At 63.0% G+C, this 14,958-nt stretch carries 14 protein-coding genes; 12 read left to right on the top strand and 2 right to left on the bottom strand.

Going from position 1 to position 14,958, the window contains the following annotated elements; all coding sequences use genetic code 11:
* The first annotated feature begins 131 nt into the window (after window positions 1–131).
* A complete protein-coding gene (locus XH98_RS40350) occupies window positions 132–1,178 on the top strand; it encodes an alpha/beta fold hydrolase (RefSeq protein WP_271621889.1) in 1,047 nt (348 codons plus the stop codon).
* A gap of 163 nt (window positions 1,179–1,341) precedes the next feature.
* Here XH98_RS40350 and XH98_RS40345 read toward each other — a convergent pair whose 3' ends face one another.
* Together XH98_RS40345 and XH98_RS40340 are read right to left on the bottom strand one after the other, a co-directional pair.
* The gene (locus tag XH98_RS40345; protein WP_271621888.1) at window positions 1,342–3,537 is read right to left on the bottom strand and encodes a hypothetical protein; all 2,196 of its coding nucleotides are present in this window, start codon (window positions 3,535–3,537) and stop codon (window positions 1,342–1,344) included.
* Window positions 3,538–3,717: 180 nt separating this feature from the next.
* On the bottom strand, window positions 3,718–3,930 hold the full coding sequence (locus XH98_RS40340) for a hypothetical protein (protein WP_271621887.1): 213 nt from the start codon (window positions 3,928–3,930) through the stop codon (window positions 3,718–3,720).
* 29 nt (window positions 3,931–3,959) lie between these two features.
* Between XH98_RS40340 and XH98_RS40335 the strand changes: the two genes are divergently transcribed.
* The 11 genes from XH98_RS40335 to XH98_RS40285 all read left to right on the top strand — a co-directional run bounded on the left by XH98_RS40335 (window position 3,960) and on the right by XH98_RS40285 (window position 14,907).
* Window positions 3,960–4,409 carry a (2Fe-2S)-binding protein gene (locus XH98_RS40335; protein ID WP_057753426.1) on the top strand — a complete coding sequence of 150 codons (450 nt, stop codon included), beginning with the start codon at window positions 3,960–3,962 and terminating at the stop codon, window positions 4,407–4,409.
* 12 nt (window positions 4,410–4,421) lie between these two features.
* A complete protein-coding gene (locus tag XH98_RS40330; protein WP_271621886.1) occupies window positions 4,422–6,605 on the top strand; it encodes a xanthine dehydrogenase family protein molybdopterin-binding subunit in 2,184 nt (727 codons plus the stop codon).
* 46 nt (window positions 6,606–6,651) lie between these two features.
* Window positions 6,652–7,935, top strand: coding sequence for an FCSD flavin-binding domain-containing protein (locus XH98_RS40325; RefSeq protein ID WP_442868691.1), 1,284 nt, complete (start codon window positions 6,652–6,654; stop codon window positions 7,933–7,935).
* A gap of 13 nt (window positions 7,936–7,948) precedes the next feature.
* Window positions 7,949–8,380 (top strand): sulfur oxidation c-type cytochrome SoxX, encoded by a 432-nt coding sequence (gene soxX / locus XH98_RS40320; protein WP_442868690.1) that lies wholly within the window; start codon window positions 7,949–7,951, stop codon window positions 8,378–8,380.
* Between the two features lie 8 nt (window positions 8,381–8,388).
* Window positions 8,389–8,847, top strand: coding sequence for a SoxY-related AACIE arm protein (locus XH98_RS40315; RefSeq protein ID WP_271601749.1), 459 nt, complete (start codon window positions 8,389–8,391; stop codon window positions 8,845–8,847).
* Window positions 8,847–9,164, top strand: coding sequence for a thiosulfate oxidation carrier complex protein SoxZ (gene soxZ, locus XH98_RS40310; RefSeq protein WP_271601748.1), 318 nt, complete (start codon window positions 8,847–8,849; stop codon window positions 9,162–9,164). The genes XH98_RS40315 and soxZ overlap by 1 nt, the downstream gene beginning before the upstream one ends.
* Entirely contained in the window at window positions 9,161–9,940 is a 780-nt protein-coding gene (gene soxA / locus XH98_RS40305; protein ID WP_271601747.1) for a sulfur oxidation c-type cytochrome SoxA, read from the top strand. Before soxZ ends, soxA begins: the two co-directional genes overlap by 4 nt.
* 79 nt (window positions 9,941–10,019) lie before the next feature.
* The gene (locus XH98_RS40300) at window positions 10,020–11,345 is read left to right on the top strand and encodes an ABC transporter substrate-binding protein (RefSeq protein WP_271601746.1); all 1,326 of its coding nucleotides are present in this window, start codon (window positions 10,020–10,022) and stop codon (window positions 11,343–11,345) included.
* On the top strand, window positions 11,342–12,280 hold the full coding sequence (locus XH98_RS40295) for a carbohydrate ABC transporter permease (protein ID WP_057753437.1): 939 nt from the start codon (window positions 11,342–11,344) through the stop codon (window positions 12,278–12,280). Before XH98_RS40300 ends, XH98_RS40295 begins: the two co-directional genes overlap by 4 nt.
* Window positions 12,277–13,101, top strand: a complete 825-nt coding sequence (locus tag XH98_RS40290) for a carbohydrate ABC transporter permease (protein ID WP_271601745.1) — start codon at window positions 12,277–12,279, stop codon at window positions 13,099–13,101. The genes XH98_RS40295 and XH98_RS40290 overlap by 4 nt, the downstream gene beginning before the upstream one ends.
* A gap of 78 nt (window positions 13,102–13,179) precedes the next feature.
* Window positions 13,180–14,907 carry a tannase/feruloyl esterase family alpha/beta hydrolase gene (locus tag XH98_RS40285; protein WP_271621884.1) on the top strand — a complete coding sequence of 576 codons (1,728 nt, stop codon included), beginning with the start codon at window positions 13,180–13,182 and terminating at the stop codon, window positions 14,905–14,907.
* The last annotated feature ends 51 nt before the right edge of the window (window positions 14,908–14,958 follow it).

Genomic DNA, 14,958 nt, shown 5'->3' with positions numbered 1-14,958 from the left:
CTTTGCTGTCCAAGCGTCCCAATGAGGGTGAAGCAGAAGCAGCGGCCGCTTCGTTTCAATCGGGAAGCGTTGTGAAGCCTGGAGCTGGTCGCGTCCGGGAACGATCTGAATTCGACCGGATTGGTTCGACCATGACAGACCCACTTCGATCGATCGGTTCTGGAGCCGGACCAAAGCTCAACCAATGTCATTTCAGCCCGCCTCATCAGACAACGCACTACATCGAAAGCGGGCCGGACGACGGACCGTTGATGATCTTCGTCCATGGCTGGCCTTCCATCGGCTTGATGTGGCGCGCTCAGGTAGACGCGTTCGCCGCCGACGGTTGGCATTGCGTTGCGCCTGATCTGCGCGGCTACGGCGACTCGTCCACGCCTGCGGACAATGACGCCTACACCATCGAGAACGTCGTGACGGACATGGCGGAACTCCACGACCACCTTGGCGGCAAGCCTGCGATCTGGATTGGCCACGACTGGGGCTGTGTTGTGGTTGGTGAACTGGCCGCCCATGAGCCCAGGCGCAGCCGGGGCGTCGTGCTGACCTCGCTCGCGTATCAACCCGACGGGCACGCCCTACGCACGATCGTCCCACTGGTCGACCGAACGATTTACCCGGATGACCAATATCCGGACGGCCAATGGGACTACTACCGTCACTACACGACGCACTTCGAGGCGGCCGTCGCCGACCTCGATGCAGACCTCGCAGCGTCACTGGCGTCGATCTTTCGGCCGGGCAACCCCGCTGCGACAGGCAAGCCTTCGCCGAACGCAACGGTTACGCGCAACGGAGGGCGCTTTGGCGCCGCACACCGCGCCCCGTCGACCGAACCTGATCCGGCTCTTTGGCCGCCGGGCGACTTCGACGTGCTGGTGCAGTCGTTTGGGGCTCACGGCTTCCGTCCATCCTGCGCGTGGTACCTGAACGACGATGCCAACATCGCCTACGCGCGCAAGGCACCCGATGGCGGCCGCCTGTCGCAGCCGGTGTTGTTCGTCAACGGCGACTTTGATCAGATCTGCAGCATCACCGGAAATCACCAGGGTGACCCGATGCACGCGGCCTGCCCAGACCTTACTGTCATGAGTTTGCCCGCCGGGCATTGGCTGCCGCTGGAACGCAAGGCAGAACTCATCGAGGCCATCCGCACCTGGCTTCAGTGTAAAAAGCTTTGATGGTGTCTGTCATGCCGGTGTTTTGCCCGACGTGTCAACGTCGACGCGATTCAAGGTGTCGTCGCGTCCACATCTGAAAAAGCCCTTGTCCCTTCAAGGGCCCTTCTACTGTGCATGGGGTTGTTTTCGAGTTTGTGCGATTGGCGGTGAAGCAGGCCGCGCTTCAGCGCGCCTTTTGCGCGATCGGCCGGCTGACGACGGTGGCCGTATCGAGCGGCTCGCATGTGATCGTGCGCCGCAGCTTCGGTGGACCTGCCCAGCCCGCAGACCCGCTCACAGGCATGAACGTATCCCCTTGTGGGGCGAGAATGATCGGCTCCGACTTCAGGCAGGCATCGGGAAACGCGATGGCGTGGCCCGCGCTCTTCGAGAAATGCCCGATCAGCATCTGCGAGGCCTGCATTCGCGCAGCCGGTGAGGCCCGCATCGAACGATCAGGCTCGAAGGCGCGATAGCACGGCCAGTCGGCATGACCGGGCGCAAACTCATAGGTGATCCTGCAAGCCGCCCCCGCCGATTTCACGAATGGCGCATCCGAAGGCGCCGCGGCGTCGCGTTCGAAGACCAGCGTCTGCAATGTCAGCGCTTCCGTCGTCGCATCCGGCGAGACCGGTTTGTCGGGGTCGATTGCGATTTCACCGCGCGAGAACACCAGCTTCGTCTTGGGCTGAGCATCCCGGGTCTCCAGCACCATCACGGGCCGTGAGGCCCAGGAGCGATCCAGATCTAGGTCCTTGGCACCCATCGTCAGCCGGACAGTACCGACGGCGGGATTGTCCTTGGCGAAATCGATCGTCCGGAGGCGCACGGTCTGCTTCGATGCCTCCAGGCTCAGGAAACGCAGATCGTCGATCTTGCGCGTGATCGGCATCATCGGATCGAAGCGATCGTCGATATTGAACCGGACGATCTTCTTCAGCTTGGCCAACGCAGGTCCCTTGGGTGTGGCCGGTGGCGCGACGTCGATCACGAGCAGCGCACCAGCAGGTGAAAAGGTATCGCCAAGCACACGCTGCCAGATCGCCGTCAGCGGCGAGTTCGGCCGCTGGTCGACGTCCCGCGCGAAGACGATCTGCTGTCCGGGACGAATGACCTGAAAGTCCTGGAACGCGCCGAGCGCTGCACCCTTGCTGACGTCGTCCCCGGAGAAGCGGATGCATTTGGACTGGTCGTCATGACCGGATTGATCGATTGGCCTCGATGCCGAACGCGAGCAGAAGCTGAGATCATTGTCGATCGTCTTCTGCGGGCTGATGGCGGTCGCGTAGATCGGGTCGCTCGCGCCCGGAATTTCCATCGGCAGCGGAGACGTCGCGAACATGTCGACCTCCACCATGCTCAACGAGGAACCGGCATCTTTCGAGCAGAGATCCCGCCGAGGCAGCGTATTGGTGAGAAGCCGCGCGGCATCCGCGCCGACGATGCAGGACATCGTGTCCTGTCGATTGTTACGGCTCATCCAGATCAGATGATGCTTGCCCGCACTGTCGACCAGCAAATGCGGCGCGGCATGATGACGACGCGGCGGCAGCCAGATCGGCACCGTCTCCGACAGCATTGGCTCGCGCTTGAGCAATGCCTCGGGCAGCTTCGTCACGCCGACCGAGCGCAGCTCGGCGTCGACCTCGTTCGGATCCTGCGTGTATTCGAACACCGGAAGTTGTCCGCAAGTCATGCAGGTCACGGCGATATCGGATCGAACGTTCTCGAACGACAGGATGACTTGGTCCGGATCGTTGCGATATTTGACCTGATCCACGGCCTTGAACGGATGATCCACGACGCGGCTCGCCTGGAATCCATTCGAGCGGAACGGATCGGATTCGAACTCGAAATAGGTCGATCGATCCCAGCCGCGAAAGGCGTTGTATCCACCCATGCTGACGCCTGCCAGGACCATCTTCGAATCGGTCTGGCAGCGCGTCGCGCTGCCGGTCCCGCTGCCGTTGCGAATATAGGTGCACAGCCGGAACGCCGCATTTTGCAGGATGCGGTCGCAATCGTTCTGGTTATAGCCATAGGTGGCGAGGCCGTGGCGGTAGCAGAGGTCATGGAACACGCAGGCCTGCCGGAACCGCTGCAGGACGAGATGACGCTTGCCCCTGGAATCCCTGCTTCCATCGAAGAAGACGTTGGTCAGAGCAGGAAGGCTGCAATTCAACCCCTCCCCGCTGCCACCAATCGTGCTGACGATATCCGGTCCCGACTCAAAGGAGGTGACGGTGGCGGGCATCTCGCCATCAGTGATGTCGTCGACATTCTTGTAGATGGAGTCGGCGACTAACGAGGGCAGATAGTTGAAGACAAGTGCAATCGCGACGAACGCCGCGACCGACCAGCCGATCACCTTCCTTGACATGCCGCACCCCCGAAAAAGCTGTTCTCGTCGCAATGCCGATCTTGATCGCCGACAGGCCTGGAAATCCGCCGGGGTCGCCGCAATCGATGGCGCCCCGGTGTTGTCCCGCAAACGATCACGCCCAGGTTGTCCCGCTGTCAAGCGAGCCGCACACAGTCGCAGCCCTGAATTTGGGGGACGTCAGGTCTGATTTTGCGCTGCGGCCGCGCCGGCGGCAACGACCGGAACCGGCAATTGCTCATCCAGCGTGAGCTTTCCTGGGCCATCCCAAAGTGCGCACAACACCGCACGATCGACAATCTTCCCGCCACTGCGGAAATCTTCGTGGCGATCCCTCAGACTGTTGATTTGAAAGGTTCCAGTTTGCCGGACACATTGCGCCACTGAGTCCATCGGTGGATGGGCCAATCAGGGGACTTGCGATGGCAAACCTAACAATCAACGGAAAAAACTTCACGCTCGATGTCGAGCCAGATACGCCGCTGCTCTGGGCGATCCGCGAGAATGCCGGCCTGACCGGCACCAAATATGGCTGCGGCATTGCGCAATGCGGCGCCTGCACCGTGCACATGGACGGCGTCGCCACTCGCTCCTGCGGGATCTCGGTTGCCGAGGCCGAGGGCAAGAAGATCACCACGATCGAAGGGCTCGCCTCTGGCGCCACGCTGCACAAGGTGCAGGAGGCCTGGATCGCTCAGGACGTTCCGCAATGCGGCTATTGCCAGAGCGGCATGATCATGGCGGTAGCGGCGCTGCTGAGCGAGAAGCCGAAGCCGACCGACGCCGACATCGACGAGGCCATCACCAATATCTGCCGCTGCGGCACCTTCCAGCAGGTGCGCGAGGCGATCCACACGATCGCAAGCGCGTAAGGGAGCCGGCCCATGAACAAGCACGTTGCTCCCAAGATGAACCGCCGCGCCTTCGTGATCGGCACCGCCGCTGTGGGCACTGGCCTTGCGATCGGCTTCGACCTGCCGTTCGGCGGCCCTACCGTGGTTCGCGCGGCTGACGGCTCGCCCGAGGTCAATGCCTGGGTCGTGATCCGACCCGACGACACCGTGGTGATCCGCATCGCCCGCTCCGAGATGGGTCAGGGCTCGCTGACCGGCCTTGCCCAACTCGTCGCAGAGGAACTCGAATGCGACTGGACCAAGGTCAGCACCGAATTCCCCTCGCCGGGCCAGAATGTCGCCCGCAAGCGAGTCTGGGGCGATTACTCGACCGGCGGCAGCCGCGGCATCCGCGCCTCGCACGACTATGTGCGCAAAGGCGGCGCCACCGCGCGCATGATGCTGATCCAGGCCGCGGCCAATGATTGGAAAGTACCCGTCTCCGAATGCACGGCCGCCAACAGCGTCATCACTCACACGCCGTCAGGCAAGACGACGACCTACGGCAAGGTCGCCGAAGCCGCGGCCAGGCTGACGCCGCCGGCCGACGTCAAGCTGAAGGACCCCAGGGATTGGCGGCTGGTCGGCAAGGGCGTGAAGCGGCTCGACACCCCGGACAAGGTCACCGGCACCACCGTCTATGGCATCGACGTTAAGCTGCCCGGCATGCTCAACGCCGCGATCAAGGATTGCCCTGTTACCGGCGGCAAGCTGACAAGCTATGACGAAGCCAAGATCGCCGACATGAAGGGTGTGAAGAAAGTGGTGAAGGTCGGCGACACCGCGGTTGCGGTCGTGGCCGACACGTTCTGGCACGCCAAGACCGCGCTCGATGCGCTGCCGATTGTCTGGGACGAAGGCGAGAACGCCAAGGTCTCCAGCGCCTCGATCGCAAAGTGGCTGGCCGAAGGCCTCGATGGCGGTCCGGCCTATGTCGGCAATTCCAATGGCGATGCCAAAGCTGCACTCGCCGGTGCGGCGAAGACGGTCGAAGCCGTCTACAATTATCCCTACCAGAACCACGCCACCATGGAGCCGATGAACGCCACCGCGCTCTATACGGCCGACAAATGCGAGGTCTGGTGTGGGACGCAGAACGGCGAGGCGGCCTTCGCCGCCGTGCTGGAAGCGTCAGAACTTCCGGCCGAGAGATGTGACGTCAACAAGTTGCTGCTCGGCGGCGGCTTCGGCCGGCGCGGCCAGACCGATTATGTGCGGCAGGCCGTGCTGATCGCCAAGCAGATGCCGGGCACGCCGATCAAGCTGCTGTGGACGCGCGAAGAGGACATGACGCATGGCCGCTACCATCCGGTCACGCAATGCAAGCTGACCGCAGGCTTCGATGCCGACAACAACCTTACGGCATTCCATATGCGGATCTCCGGCCAGTCGATCCTGGCGAGCCTGCGGCCGGAGGCGCTGGTCAACGGCATGGATCCGGCGACCTTCGCCGGCCTCAATGCCAAGGGCGATGCACCGTTTGGATATTCGGTGCCCAATCTCCTGATCGAGCATTCGATGCGCAACCCGCACATCATCCCGGGCTTCTGGCGCGGGGTGAACGTCAACCAGAACGCCATCTATGTCGAATGCTTCATGGATGAGCTGGCGCATGCGGCAGGGCAGGACCCGCTGGAGTTCCGGCGCAAATTGATGAAGGACCATCCGAAGCATCTTGCGGTGCTGGAGGCCGTGGCCGAGAAGATCGGTTGGGGCACCGCGCCGCCGCAGGGCATCTACCGCGGACTTGCGCACTTCGCCTCCTACGGGAGTTACGTCGCGGCGGCCGCGGAGATCTCCGTCACCGACGGCACCAAGATCAAGGTACATCGCATCGTCGCGGCGACCGACCCTGGCTATGCCGTCAACCCGGCCCAGATCGAACGGCAGATCGCCGGGTCGTTCGTCTACGGCCTGAGCGGACTGTTCTATGGCGGCATCACGGTCAAGGATGGTGCCGTCGAACAGACAAACTTCGATACCTACGATTCGATGCGTATCGCAGCCATGCCGAAGGTGGAATCGATCGTGATGCCGAGTGGCGGTTTCTGGGGCGGTGTCGGCGAGCCGACCATCGGCGTTGCGGGACCGGCGGTGCTCAACGCCTATTTCGCAGCGACCGGCAAACGCATCCGTTCCGTGCCGCTGCGCGACCAGAACATCACCTTTGCCTAAGGAAGCACCGCGGCGGCCATGAGGGCCGCCGCGGCATTTTGACTGGATGATCCTGATGACCGCGCGACCGATGACACGGCGAACTGCCGCGCTCGGCATCACCGCCGCGGCCGCGACATTGGCGCGGCCATCGCTCTTATGTGCGCAATCGACGGGCCGCGTCGTCGTGGTCGGCGGCGGCTTCGGGGGGGCTGCCTGCGCCCGCGCGCTCAAGCGGGCGCAGGCAGACTTGCAAGTCATCCTGATCGAACCCAATGCGGTCTTCACCGCCTGTCCTTTCAGCAACCAAGTGATCGCAGGCCTGCGCGACATCGAAGCGCAGCAGTTTGACTACGACAAGCTCGCCGCCGAGGGCATCACCGTGATCGGTCATGCAGTGGCCACTATCGAGCCGCAGCAACGCAGCGTCATGACCGCCGACGGCGTCGCGCTGCCCTATGATCGCCTCGTGCTCTCGCCCGGCATCGACTTCCATTTCGAAGCCTTGCCCGGCTATGACGAGGCCGCATCGGAAATAATGCCGCACGCGTGGAAGGCTGGCGCGCAGACGCTGTTGCTGCGCAGGCAGTTGGAGGCGATGGACGATGGCGGCACGGTCGCCATCGCGATTCCTGCCAACCCTTCGCGCTGTCCGCCGGCGCCCTACGAGCGCACCAGCCTGATCGCGCATTATCTGAAGACGAAGAAGCCGCGCTCGAAAGTGCTGATCCTCGATGCCAAGGACAATTTCTCGCAGCAACGGCTGTTCGAGACGGCGTGGAAAGAGCTGTACGGAGACATGATCGAACGGATCGGCCTGTCACAAGGCGGTCGCGTCACCTCGGTCGATTCCGCCACCAAGACCATCGTCACCGAATTCGGCAATTACGCCCCTGACGTTGCCAATGTCATCCCGCCGCAGCGCGCCGGGCGCATTGCCGAAATCGCAGGCGCTGCGGACGCCACCGGCTGGTGCCCGATCGACCCTGTCACCTTCGAGTCAAAGCTCGTCAAGAATATTCATGTCATCGGCGACGCCTGCCTCGGCGGCGGCATCCCCAAATCAGCAGCGGCCGCGAGCGCGCAAGGCAAGGCGTGCGCCGCCGCCATCGTCAATCTGCTCGCTGATCGTGCGCCGGAAGCGCCGCGCTTGACCGGCGTCTGCTACAACATCGTCGCACCCGGCTATGGCTTCTCGCTCACGGGCAATTACCGGCCAAGGGGCGACATCTTTGCCGAGGTCGAAGGCGGGACTACGAGCCCGGTCGATGCGCCGCGTGAGCTGCGCACCCGGGAAGCGGCCGAGGCGGAGCGCTGGTTTCAAACCATCACGGCGGACACCTTTGGCTAGGTCGATCGCCCATATGGCCACGTTGATTGCCGCCGGTCTCGCCGTCATCGCGAGCGCGAAAGCCGAAGGACTCGCGCCCTACAAGATCGTCGGCGACGGGATTCCGGAATCGCTGACCGGCGCCCCCGGCGACGCCGCGCGGGGACGCACGCTGGTGGCGACACGCACGACGACCTGCATCCTCTGCCATTCCGGTCCTTTCCCGGAAGTGCGGTTCCAAGGCGACCTGGCGCCCGATCTCGCTGGCACGGGGAACCGCTGGACAATGAGCCAGTTGCGGCTTCGTCTGGTTGACGCCTCGCGTTTCAACCCGGCCACCATGATGCCGTCCTACTACCGTGCGGACGGCCTCGTCCGCGTCGGACGCAATTTCACCGGCAAGCCGATACTATCGGCCGCAGAGATCGAGGACATCGTGGCTTTTCTCGCCACCCTTCGCGACTAGGACCGCTTATGCCAACGACGCGACGACAATTTTTGAGCCTGGCTGGCGGCGTTACGGTCATTCGGATCGTCACGCTGCGGCCGGTCGAAGCAACGCCTGCGATGCTCAGCAGTGCGATCCGGAACATCGTCGGCGAAGCCCCCATTCGCACCGGCAAGGTCAAGCTCGACATTCCGCCGCTGGTCGAGAACGGCAACACGGTGCCGATGACGGTCAGCGTCACAAGTCCGATGACGGCGGACGACTACGTCAAGAGCATCCACGTCTTCAACGAGAAGAACCCGCAGCCCAACATCGGAACTTTCTACCTGAGCCCGTCCTGCGGCCGCGCGCAAATCTCGACGCGAATCCGGCTAGCCGACACCCAGAAAGTGGTTGCGATCGCCCGCCTCTCCGACGACAGCTTCTGGCAGGTCACGGCGGATGTTGTCGTGACTCTCGCCGCCTGCACCGAGGAGGTGAACTGATGGCCGCGCTCATCAACGTCCCCTCAAAGGCCAAGCGCGGCGACGTCATCGAGATCCGCGCGCTGACCTCGCACATCATGGAAACCGGCTTCCGCCGCACCATGGATGGCGCGCTGGTACCGCGCGATATCATCACGAGCTTCACCTGCCGCTACAATGGCACCGAGATCTTTCGCGCCGATCTGTTTCCGGCGATCGCCGCCAACCCGTACTTGTCCTTCTTTACGATCGCCAAAGAGAGCGGCAAGCTCGAGTTCGAATGGATCGGCGACAACGGCTATTCGTCCACCGCATCGGCATCGATCACGGTCGAATGATCTCATGGCGCGCGATAGCAGTGGCGACGCTTGTCGCTACGACCTCTGCCCTGCTCGCCGGTGAGATCCCGGCCGATGCGCGCCGCTCCGGCTATTCGTTCATGGGTGCCGACACCCGCGCCATGCAGGATGACGATACCTCCAATCCAGGCATGCTATTTGTGCTCGACGGCGAGGCGCTGTGGAGCAAGAAGGCCGGCGGCGCCGATAAAGCGTGCGCAGACTGTCACGGCGATGCGCGAAGCAGCATGAAAGGCGTCGCGGCGCGCTATCCAACCTTCGACAAGACGCTGGGGCGCCCCGTTACCCTCGACCAGCGCATCAACCTCTGCCGTGCCAATCATCAGCAGGCGAGCCCCCTGCCTTACGAGAGCCGCGACATCCTGGCGCTGTCAGCCTTCGTTGCTCATCAGTCGCGCGGCGCTGCGATCACTGCGGGCGACGATCCACAGCTAAAACCTTTTGTCGAACAGGGGCGCAGCCTTTTCATGCAGCGCGAGGGACAGCTCAACCTGGCCTGCACCAACTGCCATGACGACAACTTTGACAAGCACCTTGCGGGCTCGCCGATCACCCAAGGGCAACCGACCGGCTATCCGCTCTATCGGTTGGAATGGCAGACGCTGGGATCCCTGGAGCGGCGCCTGCGCAATTGCATGGCCGGCGTGCGCGCCCAGGCTTATGACTACGGCGCGCCCGAATTGGTCGCTCTCGAGCTCTATCTGATGTCGCGGGCCCGCGGAATGCCGATGGAAACGCCAGCCGTGCGACCGTAACGCCCAAATTAGGACTAGGCAGGCGTGGAACGGTCGCTAGTATCCCTCCCAAAGAATTGAATCAGAGGGAGGGACTAAAGTGGCTGACCATAAGATCTCGCGCCGTACACTGTTGACGGGCACCGCTGCGGCTGGCGCGCTCAGCCTGACGGGATTGCCGGCTCGCGCCGAGGTCAACTGGAAGAAATATGCGGGCACCAAGCTGGAGGTGATCCTCGCCAAGGGGCCGCGCGGCGACAACCTGCAAAAGAACATCAAGGAGTTCACCGATCTCACCGGAATTCAGGTGGAATCGGAACAGATTCCCGAGCAGCAGCAGCGCCAGAAGTGCGTCATCGAGCTCACTTCGGGCCGGCCGAGCTTCGACGTCGTGCATCTCAGCTATCACGTGCAGAAGCGGCAGTTCGAAAAGGCCGGCTGGCTCGCCGATCTGACGCCCTATATGAAGGACCCGACGCTGACCGCGCCTGACCTGGTCGAGAGCGATTTCTCGGCCGCAGGTCTGCAGTACTGCAAGAACGACAAGGGGCAGATGCTGTCCCTGCCCTGGTCGGTCGATTATTTCATCCTCTACTACAACAAGGAGCTGTTCCAGAAGAAGGGCGTCGCGGTGCCCAAGACGCTGGATGACATGGTTGCAGCCGCCGAAAAGCTCACTGATGCCAAGGACGGCACGTATGGCTTCGTGGGCCGAGGCCTGCGCAACGCCAACATGACGTTGTGGACGAATTTCTTCCTCGATTATGGCGGCGAATTCCTTGATGCCAAGGGCAACATCCTGACCGACGGTCCGGAGGCCGTCGCAGCGACCAAGCTCTACCAGACCCTGCTGACGAAGATGGCCCCGCCCGGCGTCGCCGGCTTCAACTGGATGGAGTCGATGGCCTCGTTCACGCAAGGCAAATCGGCAATGTGGATCGACGGCGTCGGCTGGGCGCCGCCGCTGGAGGATCCGGCCGCCTCGCGCGTGGTCGGCAAGGTCGGCTACACCGTCGTGCCTGCCGGACCGAAGGGCCAATATTCGGCCACCTACGGCGACGGCCTCGGCATTACCGCGGCGAGCAAGAACAAGGAAGCGGCTTATCTGCTGTGTCAGTGGGCGGTCTCCAAGGCGCAGGGCGCACGGCTGTTGCAGGCTGGCGGCGGCGTGCCGTTCCGTAACTCGATCCTGAACGATGCTGAGGTCCAGAAGGGCGTGAAGATGCCCAAGGAGTGGCTGCAGTCCGTGATCGATTCCGCCAAGATCAGCAAGCTCGGCCTGCCGGTGATCATCCCGGTCGCCGAATTCCGCGATCTCGTCGGCGCCGCTGTCACCGCGACCCTGGCCGGCTCCGATCCCGCAACAGAGCTGAAGAAGGCCCACGACCAGTTCCGGCCGATCCTGGAGCGTAGCGAAAAGGCGTGAGTACGTTGATACAATCTGCTCCGCGCGCGGCACAGTCTGATGCCGCGCCGGAGAAGGAGTTGCGGCCGCCGTCCTATTGGCCGTTCGTGGTGCCGGCGCTGGTCGTCGTGCTCGCGATCATCATCTTCCCATGGGTGTTCACGATCTGGATGAGCCTGAACGAATGGAAGGTCGGCTCGCCGACCACCTTCGTTGGCTTCTCCAACTATTTGCGCCTGACTGGCGATCCGCGTTTCATCGAGGCGATCGGACATACGCTGGTCTACACCGTGCTGTCCGTGCTGCTGCCGCTCGTGTTCGGGACGTTCGCGGCCGTGGTGTTTCACCAGAAATTCGCCGGCCGCGGTTTTCTGCGCGGCATCTTCATCATGCCGATGATGGCTACGCCCGTCGCGATCGCGCTGGTCTGGACCATGATGTTCCACCCGCAGCTCGGCGTGCTCAACTATTTGCTGTCCCTGGTCGGGATTCCCGCGCAACTCTGGGTGTTTCATCCGGCAACGGTGATCCCCTCGCTGGTGCTGGTCGAGACCTGGCAATGGACGCCGCTGGTGATGCTGATCGTGCTCGGCGGGCTCGCTGCGATCCCGACCGAGCCCTATGAGAGCGCGCAGATCGATGGCGCCAGCCTGTGGCAGGTGTTCCGCTTCATCACCCTGCCGCTGATCATGCCGTTCCTGTTCATCGCCGGCATGATCCGCATGATCGACGCGGTGAAGAGCTTTGACGTCATCTTCGCGATCACGCAGGGCGGACCGGGATCTGCGTCGGAGACCATTAACCTCTACCTCTACAGCGTCGCCTTCGTTTACTACGACCTCGGCTACGGCTCAGCGATCGCGGTGGTGTTCTTCCTGCTGATTGTCCTGCTTGCAGCGGTGATGCTCTACGCTCGCCAGCGCATGCTATGGACCGAGATCGCGAGCGACGCATGACTCCGAAGCAAATCATCGGCAAGATCAGCCTGTGGTTCGCGGTGCTCGTCATCGTGTCGCCGGCCATCCTGTTCTTTCTCTGGATGCTGTCGCTCTCGCTCAAATTCGAGGTCGACAACGCCGCGTACCCGCCGGTCTTCATCCCCGAGCATTTCGCCTGGAAGAACTATGCGGACGTGCTCGCCTCCAACCGTTTCGTCACCTATTTCTTCAACAGCCTGATCGTCACGGGCAGCGCGACGGCGCTTGCGCTGATGGTCGGCGTCCCCGCCGGCTACGGGATTGCGCGCATGGCCGCGCACAAATCGGCGATCGTGATCCTGATCGCCCGCATCACGCCCGGCCTGTCCTATCTGATCCCACTGTTCCTGCTGTTCCAATGGCTCGGCCTGCTCGGCACGCTGGTGCCGCAGATCATCATCCATCTGGTCGTGACGGTGCCGATCGTGATCTGGATCATGATCGGCTATTTCGAGACGACACCACTGGAGTTGGAAGAGGCCGCGCTGATTGATGGTGCCGGCCGCTGGCAGGTGTTTCGGCACGTCGCGCTGCCGATCGCCAAGCCCGGTATCGCGGTCGCCTTCATTCTCGCGGTGATCTTCTCCTGGAACAATTTTGTGTTCGGCATCGTACTGGCCGGGCGCGAGACCCGCACCCTGCCCGTGGCCGTCTACAACATGATCTCGTTCGACCAGCTCAGTTGGGGCCCGCTCGCCGCGGCCGCACTGGTCGTCACGCTGCCTGTGCTGCTGCTGACGGTGTTCGCGCAGCGGCAGATCGTCGCCGGGCTTACGGCGGGCGCCGTCAAGGGCGGGTGAGCACCTTCCTCGTCCATCAAGCCGTAGGATCCGGTGCGTGTATCAGGAACAAGCCAATGAGAGCCGAGAAGCATAATTATGCCGGGCGCCGATCATTCACGACAAAGCTTCGCGGTGTGGCACAGAGCCGCCTTCAGCCTCGTTCTTTGCACGATCGCGCTCTCCGCGTCGGGCAGGCCCGCGGCAGCGGAGGCGGCATTCCCGAGTGACTGCGCGCGGCTTGCAGGGCTGAAGATCCCGGCCCCACTGATCGGGCTGCCCAGCGGCGAGGCCACAGTCACATCGGCGAGTTACACGCCTGCCGCGCCAGCGAAGGCGACATCTTCCGCGACACCGGATTTCTGCAAGGTGGTCGGCACCATTGCTCCGATCGATCCCGCCGCGCAACTGATCAACTTTCAGCTTAACCTACCTCCCGCATGGAACGGCAAGCTGCTGCAATATGGCGGTGGCGGGTACAACGGCACGCTCGTGAGCGGCCTGGCTCCCTTGCGCGATGCCGCGCCAGATGACGCTCTGCCCGTGACGCGCGGCTATGCCACGCTGGGCACGGATTCCGGTCATCAGGTTGCTAGCTTTGCGCCCGATCGCATCGGCGAGTTCGGCCTCAACGAGGAGATGCTGATCAACTACGCCTATGCCTCCTACAAGAAGGTGCGCGACGTCGCCATCGCGCTCGTCGACGCGCTCTATCGCAAGCGGCCGTCGAGGATCTATTATTTCGGTGGCTCGGAGGGCGGCCGCGAGGGCCTTACCATGGCACAGCGCTTCCCGGCGGATTACGACGGGATCGTCAGCGTGGTCCCGGTGGTGCAGCTGTCGATGTTGTTCCAGTCCTATGTCCCGAACAATTTGCCGCAATTCGACGGCGGCTGGCTCAACCCGGCCAAGAGCGAGACGCTGGCACGATTCGTGGCCAATACCTGTGACGACCTCGATGGCCTGCGCGACGGCGTCATCAGCAACTATCTCGCCTGCCAGCCGAAGGTGAGCTTGCAGGGGCTGCGCTGCCAAGGCGGCACCGACACGGGCGATAGCTGCTTGTCGGACGCGCAGATCGCCGCCATCCAGACGCTGCATGCGCCGCATCCCTTTCCGTTTGCGATGGCGAACGGCATCACCAGCTATCCGCAATGGCTCTATGGCAACGAGATCACGCCGGACCCGCAGCGGATGACCATCACGCGCTGGGTGATGGGCACGGCCCCACCGGCGCAGCCAATCGATGTTGCAACGGTATCGCAGCAATGGCTCTATGGCGTCAACGCAATACGCTTTATCGTGACGCGCGATGACAAGTTCGACGTGCGCAACTACCGCCCCGAGAACTTCCGCGCCCGCATCGAGGAGGTCTCGAAACTTCTCGACTCTACGAATCCGGACCTCTCGGCGTTCTTCGCCCACGGCGGCAAGCTGATCCTACGCGAGAACATGGCCGATCTCGCGCAAAGCCCACTCGCCGGGATCAATTATTTCCAATCGGTCGTGGCGCGCCTCGGCCAGTCGACGGTCGACGCATCGGCTCGGCTTTACGTCTCGCCCGGCTCGACACATACCGGCCCCGGCACGAGCGTACTGGACGGCTCGGCGATCCCGACCATGGTCGACCTGCTCGGACCGCTCGACCGCTGGGCGAGCGACGGCATCGCTCCGGCCGACACGCTGATCCAGACCTCGAAAGACACCGCACCGCCTTTCGCCCTGAAGGCAGCCCGGCCGATGTGCCGCTATCCCGATTACCCACATTATGTGGGTGGCGACAAGGCCGCCGCTGAAAGCTTCGTCTGCAAGAAATCGATGCCCTAAAGAGCGACGACGGGCGGCAACCAGCCGCCCGTCGTTTCGCATCTACCGCTG

Source organism: Bradyrhizobium sp. CCBAU 51745 (assembly GCF_028128715.1).
Classification (GTDB): Bacteria; Pseudomonadota; Alphaproteobacteria; order Rhizobiales; family Xanthobacteraceae; genus Bradyrhizobium; species Bradyrhizobium manausense.
Note: the sequence above shows the minus strand (reverse complement) of the source record. Positions and strands in the feature narration are given on the sequence as shown.